A 12,525-nucleotide genomic window follows, 5' to 3' on the forward strand; every position below is an offset into this window, starting at 1 on the left:
TGGTCACATGAGCCTGATCGTCTATTTCTCCAGCCGGTCGGAAAATACGCACCGGTTCGTTGAACGGCTTGGAATGCGGTCAAACCGTATCCCGATGGACGGTTCAGGCGGATTGCAGGTGCGCGAGCCCTTTGTGCTCGTCACGCCCACATATGGCGGCGGCGGTTCCAAGGGCGCTGTCCCCAAGGCTGTGATCCGCTTTCTCAACGACGAGAGCAATCGCTCTTTCATCCGCGGCGTGATCGCCGCGGGAAACAGCAATTTCGGCGAGGCTTTCTGTATCGCCGGCAACATTATCTCCGCCAAATGTCGGGTTCCCTACCTCTACCGCTTCGAGCTTCTGGGAACCGACGAGGACATTGGCAATGTCAAAAACGGGATGGAACAATTTTGGACACGGCAGACACAACCCTGATACGGGAGCGAGAAGCTCGGCCCTTGGTGCAGGATGGACTGCAAACGGCGGGCTCCAGCAGCAAACCGTCAAAATCCACCGACGGGCTGGATTATCATGCGCTCAACGCAATGCTGAATCTTTATGACGACGAGGGAAAAATCCAGCTTGACCGCGACCGGCAGGCGGCGCGCCAATATTTCCTCCAGCACGTGAACCAGAACACGGTCTTTTTCCATAACCTTCGGGAAAAGCTAGATTATCTGGTGAGCGAAGGCTATTATGAGCAGGAAGTGCTGGATCAGTATTCCTTCAACTTCGTGCGCGATCTTTTCGACGAAGCCTATGCGAAGAAATTTCGCTTCCCGACATTTCTCGGCGCGTTCAAATATTACACCAGCTACACGCTGAAAACATTCGACGGGAAGCGATATCTGGAGCGCTATGAAGACCGCGTCTGCATGGTGGCGCTGGCGCTGGCGCGTGGCAATGAGCAACTCGCACGCGATCTGATGGAGGAGATTATCTCGGGACGCTACCAGCCTGCGACGCCGACTTTCCTCAATGCAGGCAAGAAGCAGCGCGGTGAGCTCGTTTCCTGTTTTCTGCTGCGGGTCGAGGACAATATGGAGTCCATCGGGCGCTCCATCAATTCGGCTTTGCAATTGTCGAAGCGGGGCGGGGGAGTGGCCCTGAGCCTTACCAATATTCGCGAGGCGGGGGCACCCATCAAGCAGATCCAGAACCAGTCATCCGGCATCATTCCGGTGATGAAGCTTCTTGAAGATTCCTTTTCCTACGCCAACCAGCTTGGCGCACGGCAGGGCGCGGGCGCGGTTTATCTGCATGCGCATCACCCGGACATCATGCGGTTTCTCGATACGAAGCGCGAAAATGCCGACGAGAAAATCCGCATCAAAACACTGTCGCTCGGCGTCGTCATTCCGGACATCACCTTCGAACTGGCGAAGAATAACGAGGATATGTACCTCTTCTCGCCCTATGATGTGGAGCGGGTTTACGGCATGCCGCTGACCGAGATTTCGGTCAGCGAAAAATACCGTGAAATGGTCGATGATGCACGCATTGCCAAGAAGAAGATCAATGCCCGCGAGTTCTTTCAGGTGCTGGCGGAAATCCAGTTTGAATCCGGTTATCCCTATATCATGTTCGAGGACACGGTGAACCGCGCCAACCCGATCGACGGGCGCATCACCATGAGCAATCTATGCTCGGAAATCCTTCAGGTGAGCGAGGCGAGCGTTTTCCGCGAAGACCTGTCCTATGATTATCTCGGCAAGGATATTTCGTGCAATCTCGGTTCGCTCAACATTGCAGCAGCAATGGACTCGTCCGATTTCGGCAAGACCATCGAGACCTCCATCCGGTCCCTGACTGCCGTTTCCGATATGAGCCATATCGGCTCCGTGCCGTCGGTCGCCCGCGGCAATGATGAAAGCCATGCCATCGGCCTCGGTCAGATGAACCTGCACGGTTATCTCGCCCGCGAGCGGATTTACTATGGCTCGGAGGAGGGCGTCGATTTCACCAATATCTATTTCTATACCGTGACATATCACGCGATCCGCGCATCGAACCTGATTGCGGTTGAGGCGGGCAAGTCGTTCAAAGGGTTCGAGAAGTCCAAATATGCATCGGGCGAATATTTCGACAAATATACCGAGCAGCTTTGGGAACCGGCGACCGAAAGGGTGCGCGAAATCTTCGACAAGGCGGGCATTGCCATTCCTACACAGGATGACTGGCGTGACCTGAAGAAAGCGGTGATGGAGGGCGGACTTTATAACCAGAATCTTCAGGCCGTGCCGCCGACAGGCTCGATCTCCTATATCAACCATTCGACCTCATCGATCCATCCGATCGTGTCGAAGATTGAAATCCGAAAAGAAGGCAAGATCGGTCGCGTCTATTATCCGGCAGCCTTCATGACCAATGACAATCTCGATTATTATCAGGATGCCTATGAGATCGGGCCGGAAAAGATCATCGATACCTATGCGGCGGCGACGCAGCACGTCGATCAGGGCCTGTCTTTGACATTGTTCTTCCGTGATACCGCAACCACCCGCGACATCAACCGTGCGCAGATCTACGCATGGAAGAAGGGCATCAAGACCATCTACTACATCCGCCTGCGCCAGATGGCGCTTTCCGGCACGGAAGTGCAGGGCTGTGTTTCCTGCGCCCTTTGACCCTGGTGACGACGAATGAATATCCAAGTGAAAACCAAGACCCCGAAGCCCGCCGCAGTGCGCGCGATCAACTGGAACCGGATTGAGGATGAAAAAGACCTTGAGGTCTGGAACCGTCTGACCGGAAATTTCTGGCTGCCGGAAAAAGTGCCGCTTTCCAATGACATTCAGTCATGGGAAACGCTGAAACGGGAGGAAAAGCAGCTGACGATCCGCGTCTTCACCGGGCTGACGCTTCTCGACACGATCCAGAATGCAGTTGGTGCAGTGAAGCTGATGGATGACGCTGTGACACCGCATGAAGAAGCGGTGCTATCCAACATCTCCTTCATGGAAGCGGTTCATGCGCGGTCCTATTCGTCGATTTTCTCCACACTATGCCTGACACCGGATGTCGATGATGCCTATCGCTGGTCTGAGGAAAACGAGTTTCTACAGCGCAAGTCCGTTCTCATTCTCGATCAATATCATGCTGGCGATCCACTGAAAAAGAAGATTGCCAGCGTCTTTCTGGAAAGTTTTTTGTTCTATTCGGGCTTCTATCTGCCGATGTACTGGTCGAGCCGCGCAAAGCTCACCAACACGGCCGATCTCATCCGGCTTATCATCCGCGATGAGGCAGTGCATGGCTATTATATCGGTTATAAGTTCCAACGCGGGCTGGAACGTTTGAACGGAGAACAGAAGCAGGAAATCAAGGATTTTGCCTTCGAACTTCTTCTGGAGCTCTACGACAACGAAGTTCGCTACACGGAAGCGCTCTATGACGGCGTGGGACTGACGGAAGATGTCAAGAAATTCCTGCATTACAACGCCAACAAGGCCCTGATGAACCTCGGCTATGAGGCACTGTTCCCGGCTGATGCGTGCAAGGTCAATCCGGCGATCCTGTCCGCGCTTTCGCCCAATGCGGACGAGAACCACGACTTTTTCTCCGGTTCCGGCTCGTCCTATGTCATTGGCAAGGCGGTGGCGACCGAGGATGAGGACTGGAGTTTCTGACGAGGCCTTGGGCGAGTTTTGCAGCGGGAGCGCGGTGCGCCCTTGCGGGTGCGCGGCGCTCCACGCTCAAAAGGCGAGTTTAGCGCAATCTACATCGAAAAAGTTCATTTTTTATTTGGCTTCTGTCGCGGTCCCGTTACAAGAGAGGCTCGGGCGGTAAAGGGCTAAAAATGGACACGCGGGGGCAGAACAACAAGGATGTGCCGCTTGCAGTCGATCTGGACGGAACTCTGGTTTCGACCGATCTGCTGTGGGAGGGGATTTTTCTTCTTCTGAAGAAGAACATTCTGTTCGTCTTCATGTTGCCGGTCTGGCTGTTCTCGGGAAAGGCATATCTCAAGCAACAGGTGGCGGACCGCGTAGCCCTCGATGTCTCGCGGCTTCCTTATCGAACCGAATTTCTGGATTTTCTGCGTCGAGAACATGCATCGGGCCGAATATTGGTCCTGATCACCACAGCCATTGAACCGATAGCCCGGGCTGTGGCGACGGAGCTGGGTATTTTCAGCGCTGTCTATTCGACAACTGCAGCGAAGAATCTCTCAGCAGCAAGCAAGGCCGATCTGCTGGTGGAGCGCTATGGGCGACACAGGTTCGATTATGCCGGAAGTGATCGCGACGATCTACCGGTTTTCGATGCGGCCCGACAGGTGATCCTGGTCGCGCCTGATCGTGCGGCGGCGCAGTTCCAGAAACGAACGGACTGCCAGGTTTTCCTTGCTGAAAAGCCGACCATCCGAACCTACGCCCGGATGCTGCGTGTCCATCAATGGCTGAAGAACCTGCTGGTCTTTGTTCCTGCTGCTCTGGCTCATGATATAGTGAAGCCCGACGTGTTCATTGCGGTTTGTCTGGCATTCGTCGCTTTCTCTGCGACGGCGTCTGCAATCTATATCGTCAACGATATTATCGACCTTCCGGTCGACCGGAGACACGTGCGAAAAAATCAGCGGCCCTTCGCGAGCGGCCAGATATCCATTCCTTTCGGCCTCGGTGTCGCGGCTCTGCTGCTGCTGTTGACGGCCGCCGTCTGTTTCTTCCTGCCGCCCGCTTTCACACTTGCGATCGTCACTTATCTGGTTTTCACTACCGCCTATACATTTGCCCTGAAGCGCATGTTGCTGGGCGACGTGATTTGTCTCGCGGGGCTTTACAGCTTGCGTCTTTTGGGTGGGTCGGCTGCCTCCCAAGTTCCGCCGTCTTTTTGGCTGATGGCCTTTGCCATGTTTTTCTTCCTTTCGCTGGCATTGGCGAAGCGCTATGTGGAATTGCAAGGCGCGATGGCGACGGAAAAGGACAAGATTGCCGGGCGAGGCTACCGCCCTGAAGACCGCGATATCGTCGGTCAGTGCGGGGTTGCCGCCGCATTTACCGCGGCACTGGTTCTGGCCCTTTATATCAACAGCGATGCGGTCAAGACCCTCTACACCTATCCCTGGCTGATATGGCCGCTCGGCCCGATGGTCCTCTACATGAACGTCCGCATATGGATATTGGCGCACCGGGGGGACATGGATGACGATCCGGTTCTCTTCATGGCCAAGGACTGGCGCAGTCAGGTCGTGATCGCGTTTGGCGCTGCACTGCTACTTGTGGCTGGACTGCGCTGATGGAACAGTCTTTCGACAGTTTCGGGCGTGTTGACCGGCGGCAGCGGCGCTTTCTACCGCTGGATCTGCTGGAGGCCGATTTCGCCGGTGCCTTGCACGAAGGTGCGAGCCTGCTGCCGTTTGGAAATGGTCGTTCCTATGGTGACAGCTGTCACAACGATGCAGGCTTCCTCGCGCCCATGCAGGCCCGAAGGAGGATACTCCAATTCGATCCCGATACGGGATTGCTGTCGGCTGAAAGCGGTACGCTTCTGAGCGATATCATCGCGCATGTCGCGCCGCATGGTTATTTCCTGCCCGTCACGCCCGGCACCCAGTTCGTCACATTGGGCGGGGCCATCGCCAATGACGTGCATGGCAAGAACCACCATCTGCGGGGAACGTTCGGGTGTCACGTCGACGGGCTGGATCTGCTTCGCTCGGACGGTGTTCGTTACAAATGTTCCGACGCCGAAAACATCGACCTGTTCCGGGCCACGATCGGTGGAATGGGGCTGACCGGATTGATTCTGCGTGCAACGATCCGGCTCATGCGGGTGGGCGGCCTCGATATTGAGGAAAAGATCCTGCCATTCGGTAGCCTCGATGCATATTTCGATATGGCAGAGGTTGCGGACCGGGAGAATGAATATGCCGTTGCCTGGGTCGATCAGCTTTCCGATGGGCGGGGCCTGCTGATGGTCGGCAATCCTGTGAGGAAGGCCAGCGGCCCGCAGCCATCGAGAATGGGGCGGTTTGGCGTGCCTTTTGAACTGCCGTTCTCCGTACTGAACAGGACAAGCCTGTCATTGTTCAACGCGGCCTATTTTCGGCGCAAGGGACGGCTCAGAACGGCACACAGGGTGCCATATCGAAATTTTTTCTATCCGCTCGACAGCATCAGAAACTGGAACCGGCTTTATGGCCCAAGGGGGCTTTATCAGCATCAAAGCGTCGTTCCGTTCGATGCGGCGCGAAAGGTCATTCCCGCAATGCTGGAAGCAAGCCGCGCGGCCGGGCAGGTCTCGTTCCTGACGGTACTCAAGCGTTTCGGGTCGGTGAAGTCTCCCGGTCTCATGTCCTTTCCGATGCCTGGATATACGCTGACAATGGATTTTCCCAATCGGGGCGGCAAGACGCTGGAATTGTTGGATAGTCTGGACCAGATGGTCGTGGGCGTCGGGGGCCGGGTCAATCCGTACAAGGACCAGCGGATGAGCGCGGAGGTTTTCGCTGCAAGCTTTCCAGGCTGGCGCGACTTCGAGGTTTTTCGCGACAAGGCATTCAATTCCAATTTCTGGCGCCGCACGGCATTGACGTCCGGTGCGGCAGTTTAGGAAACGTGATGAAATATATTCCCTTCATCCTGTTCACAGTCATGACCAACGCTGCCGCGCAGTTGATGCTGAAATATGGCATGCTGTCGCTCGGCCCGATCAGTTTTTCCGCTGAAACAATGATCCAACGCATATTCCAGATCGTGTTCAACCCCTGGGTTTTTGCGGGTCTGCTGACCTTTGTGATCTCGATGGCATCGCATCTTTACGTGCTGTCGAAGGTGGACCTTTCCTTCGCCTATCCATTCCTCAGTCTTGCATATGTGGCGGTCGCGTTGTTCGCCTGGCTTTTGTTCAAGGAGGAACTGGGCGCATACAAGATCGCGGGCATTGCATTCATCTGCATCGGGACGGTGTTGATCGCGCAAAGCGGCAAATCGCCCGAACCGCAGGCGGATACGGGTGTGAGCCGGCAGACGCAAGGTTGAACGGGGCGGTATGATGAGACACGTAATTTTCGGTGGAGATGGATTTGTCGGTCGGTATCTCGCGCCCAAACTGCTCGCCGACGGTCAAGAGGTCATTGTCGCAGATATCGTGAAAAGCGATCTGCCGCATTATGCTGACGCCGTTTTTTTCGCGACCGATGTAACCGACCCGGCAGCAATCCGCAGACTGGGTATCCGCGCTGACGACGTGGTCTACAATCTCTCTGCCAAGATGCTCTCGCCGATACAGGTCCGCGCGAAGCGGCATGATTTCTTCTTTCCCGTCAATTATTACGGGACGGAGAACATCATCAAGGCAATGGATGTTGCCGGTGCGAGCAAGCTGATCCACTTCACCACCGACATGGTGTATGGCCACACTTATGTCTGGCCGCAGAAGGAAGACCATCCATGCAAGCCGCTCGGCGAGTATGGGCTTTCCAAGTTGAGAACCGAAGAACTCGCCGCTGAATGGCGCGAACGTGGAATGCATATATCCCTGTTCCGTCCTCGCCTTATCATCGGTCCCGGCCGTCTCGGCATTCTGGAAAAGCTGTTCAAGCTGATAGATAAAAATCTGCCGGTGCCGATGATCGGCTCGGGCAGAAACCCGTACCAGTTCGTTTCGGTGTTCGATTGTGCGGAGGCGGCACGCGCCGCTTTCAAAGCGGGTATCCCCAACGAGGCCTACAATCTCGGATCACTCAACCCGCCTCCCGTCCGCAAACTACTCGGTGATCTCATCCGTCATGCAGGATCGAAATCCATTCTGTTGCCGACGCCCGCCTGGGCAGTAAAGCGGACACTGGATCTGCTCGACTGGATGAACATGCCGATCATGGACCCGGAGCAATATCTCATCGCCGATGAAATGTGTGTTCTGGATGTTTCAAAGGGCGAGCGCGAGCTTGGCTGGGTGCCGCAATATCGGGACGAGGACATGTTGATCGCAGCCTATAGCGAATATCGCAGGAAAATCGGCGCGGCATCCTCGGGTGTACAGGCTTCTGAAACGGCATAGGGGCAAAAAATGACCAGGACCAACGCAACGCCAAAGCCGAATCTGCTGACCGTAAGCGAGGCGAAAGCGCTCGATCTGCCACGCATGACCGAGCTGTTCACGACCCACCTTAATCCGGGCCAGCTTCATTTCATGAAGCTGCTCGGCTTTCACAAGGTGAAGATCGAACGAGCAGAAGGCATGTATTATTACGATCAGGACGGGCGCCCGATTCTCGATTTCTTCGGCGGCTTCGGGTCGCTTGCTTTTGGTCACAACCATCCGCGTATTCTCGAAGCACGTCGCCAATTTGAGGAAGAGATGCGCCACGAGATCGCGATCGCCTTCATGTCGCAATATGCGACTGCTCTTGCTTATGACATTGCGGCCTGCTCGCCAGGCGATCTGGACATGGTGTTTCTGGGGTCCTCCGGTTCCGAGGCGATGGAAGCGGCGATCAAGGTTGCCGAGCGCGCCGCCGGTCCGGAAAAGCCGAAAATCGTCTATGCGGAAAACTCATTTCACGGGAAGACCAAGGGCGTTCTGTCCGTCACGGATGGCGGGCTTTATCGCGGCGAATTCAAGCTTGTCGACAACACTGTACGGGTTCCCTTCGGTGACATTGCTGCCGTTGAAAACGCGTTTCGTTCGGACCCGGAAATCGGGGTGATCGTGCTGGAGACGGTGCAGGGCGGCGGCGGTATCATTCAGGCGGACGCAGAGTTCTGGCAGAAGCTGCGTCGCCTTTGTGACCAGCATGGTGTGATCTGGGTTGCCGATGAAGTGCAGTGCGGATTGGGCAGGACCGGGAAATTCTATGCTTTCGAGCATTATGGCGTCATACCGGACGTCACTGCGCTGGCGAAATCGCTGGGCGGGGGAAAGACGGCTATGGCCGCGATGATCGCCCGCCGTGGCATCTATATGAAAGCCTATGGCACGCCGAAGACTGCGATGATCCATGCAATGGCGACCTTCGGCGGGATTGGCGAAGCCTGCATCACGTCAATCGAAGCCTTGAATGTTCTCTACGATGAACATCTGATCGATAACGCTGCCGATGTCGGGGATTATCTTCTGGAAAGGCTGCGTGAGTTGCAGAGCCGTTATCCAGCTCTTCTGAAAGATGTGCGCGGGCAGGGGATGATGGTGGGACTGGAGTTCCATGATTTTTCCCAGACCATGCCGGCTGTGTTGCGGCCGGTTCTGGGGATGCTGGATGAGAAGCTCAAAGGCTCGCTCCCCGGCTTCATCGGCAGCCATCTGCTGCGCGATCATGGGGTTCTGGTTGCCTTTACCGAATACAATCGAAATGTCATTCGTCTTGAGCCGCCACTGATTTGCGGGCGCGAGCATGTGGATGCGTTCATCCAGGCGCTGGATGAGGTGCTTTCACGCGGGATCATCCGGATTGTGCGGGATTTCATCAAGGCTCAGATCAAGTAAGGGCCGATTACGGAAGAAGACCGGGGCGAAGCAGCAAATCCCAACAGGGGTTCAAAGCGATAACTGTGCGATCCTGTAGCGCCTCGAGGTATATCTTCTGCAAGGCAAGGCGATTGGTCGTTGTCGGGCATTTCGGGCGCATTACGCCGTCCGTTGCTTCCACGGCGGCTTTCGTTTCTTCGGACAGAACCGGGACCGTGCGGAACGGATCGGCGCCGATCTGGATATGTCGCGTAGCATCACGGTCCAAAATCCAGGCGAACGGGTTGACGAAATCAAGCGTCATGATGCTTTGCAGGCGAATGTTGGTGCGGGTTTCGAAGGATTTCAGGTCCGTCACCATCTGGTTTGCAGACAGGAGCCAGAAAACCTGGAAATCGATTTCCGAGTAAAGCTGCCAACTGGGTAGTTGTCCCTGTTTGGCCAGTGCTTCATACGCCGCGTTGTTCTGCGGATAATGGGATTGGAAAAGCTCTGCCCGCTGCAGGAAATCGGGCCGTGTCAGCACCTGACCCAGATTCTTCAACTCCGGCAAAGAGGGCTGGACATAAGTTGGCGCTACAGCGACGGCCCGCAAGGTCGTGTGCGCAACCTTGGCGAAAGTCGGAATGGAACAGAAAGCGGCCAGTGTCAGGAAAGCGATCTTGAAGTTCTGACTGCGAAGCTGCACTCGCCGAAAGATCATGATCAGAACAGGCCAAAGAAAAATAAACTCCTGGCTCCCGGTGTTCTGGGTTTCAAGGAAGACGCTGCCGATCAGCCCGACAGCGAGCCACACGGAGCTCCGGTCGAAGAAGTGGGGTTGTTCGCTGGAGGCCTGAGCACCGGACTGGCGCTGCTCGTTCCAGAAAAGCAACAGAACAAGGATTGAAGCTGGTAGAATGACGTCGAGCTTCAACGATATGACGGTCAGGAACCGCGGAAGCAGAGCCCCTTCATTCAGCGCCACCAATGTAGCGATATCGCGAACATATGCGCCGATGATTCCGTTATGCAACTCAAGAACAGACAGCGCCGCAGAAGCAACGGCCGCTGCGAGAAGGACATGGCGAATCGAAATTCTGCCAGCCAGAAGTGCTGTGAGTCCGAACAGCCCGCCTGCTAGAAAACCGGTTATTTTCATCAGGAGCAGGGCGGACATCGTCGCTGCGCAAAAGAGCGCAAGCTTCGCACTATCCCGCATGAACATCAGCCCGCACATGAGCACGTAAAGCAGAAGCGACGTGTGGCGGTTATAAATACCGAAACCATCCAGGCCGGGATATGGATAAAAGCTCTGTGTATTGGCGGGAAAGATGGCGAATACCAGAAATGGGACAAGGATAAGAAATCCGGTTGTTCGATTCCGAGGGTGAAGCTCAGCCAGCACTCCGAACATTAGCGGCGCTGCGACGATCAATATGGACCACTGAACGAGCAACAGCGGTTGCGCTTTCGGAAACAGGGATTGTCCCCATGCAAAAAGATAATAGCCAAGCGGTCCGACCGGTGTGGAGAAGTCCACATTGGGAACCTGGCCCGTCCTTATGCGCTGGGCCGCATCGAAATAGATGTAGCTGTCCCAGTACATCGGGCCGATAGGGACATTGAGCCGGAATGACAAGAGAACGACCAGCAGTATGAGCGTGAAAGCCAGCCAGAACATCGGCGCGCTCAGCAATGGCGCTCGTGCAATTTTGAAGCTCTTGCCGAAGAACATGAAACCCCACCCCCATGCGTCATGCGCAAAAACTAGCCGCAAACCCTTAAAACTACAGAAACAGCCGGAGGCCGTTGGATTCAACTCGATTTCAAAAGGGAGAAGACTTCCAGAAATGAGAACGCCCACTGCACTGGGAGGAGGAGTGTGCAGTGGGCGAATCTATAAAGCGCGATTGGGAGGAGGAGTATCGCGCTTTGGGTCCGGTTTTTGGGAGGAGGAGTAAAACCGAACAAGCCCAAAATAGGAATACGGCGTGCCGGTTACAAGGGGCAAGCTTGCAATGCAGATATGCATTTTTGGGTAGCTAAAAAGAAACCGCCCCGCAGCGGTCTAGCGCGCTGGGGCGGTACTCCCTCCTCCAAGTGAGAGGAACAATAACTCCGCTTATGGAGAAAGCAACCCCTTAATATAACTACACGATTTTCAGAAAATACTGAAAATTATGTACGGTTAGTAAATCGGTCGGGACTCAAAATGAGCGGTGGGAAAGCAGTCACAACGACATTGCAGTGCGTTTTATGCGAATCTTGTTGATGTGCTTGGATGGCCGATCGCAGGGAATTGTTCGGAAAGACAAGTGGCCTCAACCTCCGGGCGATATTGTTCACGGGTTTTCTAACAATGGTGCAAATTGCCTATTTATTTTTTTCAAAGCTGTGATTAAGTTCCACCATCTTCTTCGATTGGGGGCTTTCGAGGGAGATACGCCGCCTCAGCGCGTTCAGTCGCCGCGGGGCGGTTTTTGTTTGGGGGGTGGAAAGTGCATATCAGCAATGCAAGCTTGTTGATTGAGTGGGCGGGGCGAAGGGATTATTGAATATCCGTCCTGGCTTGCTCCTCCTCCCAAAAGCCGGGGCCGAGCGCGATACTCCTCTTCCCAATCGCGCTTACTGATCAAGCCCGCAACGCTCACCTCCTCCCGAGCCTTGCGGGCTTTTCTGTATCTTAGTCACGTAATTTTTCAGGCTGGAATGTATTGTTAGTTCCAGAATCGCAGCTAACGTTCCATTTTCATGGTGCGTGCACTCCTGAGAGCTCGCCCGCCTCGCGCCCCTAAGCCCCCCGCCCAAACGCGAGGCGGTTCCTTTGAGCGGGAACCTTCTCATAGCTTTATATTCCAGCGCATCTGGAAGAAGTTATTTCCAGCTGAAGTAGGCTGAGACAAACCGCGTCCGAAAGTCTGCGTTTTTCCGGCGGCTCATGCCCATTTCTGCACGCATTCCATCGCTCGGAAAAACGGAGGCACGTGCTTTATGTTGCGTATTGCTTCCGAAATTCTGAAGTTGGTCTGCTGAGAGAGGAACACCTCTTTACTTTTGTGTGGTGTGAAATAACTAAAATACACTTCGAAAACTGACGGATGAAGTTTCAACAATTCAGTCGGTGTGCAAGTTTTTCTGTTCATTTGGCTAAA

General features: G+C 54.9%; 9 protein-coding genes. 8 read left to right on the forward strand and 1 reads right to left on the reverse strand.

The window, feature by feature from the left end; genetic code table 11:
- Nucleotides 1–7 precede the first annotated feature (7 nt).
- From nrdI to OINT_RS13680, 8 genes are all read left to right on the forward strand, one after another.
- The gene (nrdI, locus tag OINT_RS13645; protein WP_006468437.1) at nt 8–415 is read left to right on the forward strand and encodes a class Ib ribonucleoside-diphosphate reductase assembly flavoprotein NrdI; all 408 of its coding nucleotides are present in this window, start codon (nt 8–10) and stop codon (nt 413–415) included.
- Nucleotides 391–2,607, forward strand: coding sequence for a class 1b ribonucleoside-diphosphate reductase subunit alpha (nrdE, locus tag OINT_RS13650; RefSeq protein ID WP_036565605.1), 2,217 nt, complete (start codon nt 391–393; stop codon nt 2,605–2,607). The genes nrdI and nrdE overlap by 25 nt, the downstream gene beginning before the upstream one ends.
- Before the next feature lie 15 nt (nt 2,608–2,622).
- Nucleotides 2,623–3,609: a class 1b ribonucleoside-diphosphate reductase subunit beta gene (nrdF, locus tag OINT_RS13655; protein ID WP_006468439.1), complete on the forward strand. Its 987-nt coding sequence runs from the start codon at nt 2,623–2,625 to the stop codon at nt 3,607–3,609.
- 170 nt (nt 3,610–3,779) lie between these two features.
- Nucleotides 3,780–5,219, forward strand: a complete 1,440-nt coding sequence (locus OINT_RS13660) for a UbiA family prenyltransferase (RefSeq protein ID WP_006468440.1) — start codon at nt 3,780–3,782, stop codon at nt 5,217–5,219.
- The gene (locus OINT_RS13665) at nt 5,219–6,535 is read left to right on the forward strand and encodes an FAD-binding oxidoreductase (RefSeq protein ID WP_006468441.1); all 1,317 of its coding nucleotides are present in this window, start codon (nt 5,219–5,221) and stop codon (nt 6,533–6,535) included. Before OINT_RS13660 ends, OINT_RS13665 begins: the two co-directional genes overlap by 1 nt.
- Nucleotides 6,536–6,543: 8 nt before the next feature.
- Nucleotides 6,544–6,963, forward strand: coding sequence for an EamA family transporter (locus OINT_RS13670; RefSeq protein WP_006472475.1), 420 nt, complete (start codon nt 6,544–6,546; stop codon nt 6,961–6,963).
- A gap of 13 nt (nt 6,964–6,976) precedes the next feature.
- Nucleotides 6,977–7,984: an NAD-dependent epimerase/dehydratase family protein gene (locus OINT_RS13675; RefSeq protein ID WP_006472476.1), complete on the forward strand. Its 1,008-nt coding sequence runs from the start codon at nt 6,977–6,979 to the stop codon at nt 7,982–7,984.
- A gap of 9 nt (nt 7,985–7,993) precedes the next feature.
- Nucleotides 7,994–9,409, forward strand: coding sequence for an aspartate aminotransferase family protein (locus tag OINT_RS13680; protein WP_006468444.1), 1,416 nt, complete (start codon nt 7,994–7,996; stop codon nt 9,407–9,409).
- A 7-nt stretch (nt 9,410–9,416) separates the two neighbouring features.
- Here OINT_RS13680 and OINT_RS13685 read toward each other — a convergent pair whose 3' ends face one another.
- The gene (locus tag OINT_RS13685; RefSeq protein WP_006472479.1) at nt 9,417–11,108 is read right to left on the reverse strand and encodes a hypothetical protein; all 1,692 of its coding nucleotides are present in this window, start codon (nt 11,106–11,108) and stop codon (nt 9,417–9,419) included.
- Nucleotides 11,109–12,525: the final 1,417 nt, after the last annotated feature.

The organism is Brucella intermedia LMG 3301, from assembly GCF_000182645.1.
In the GTDB taxonomy this organism is placed as follows: Bacteria; Pseudomonadota; Alphaproteobacteria; order Rhizobiales; family Rhizobiaceae; genus Brucella; species Brucella intermedia.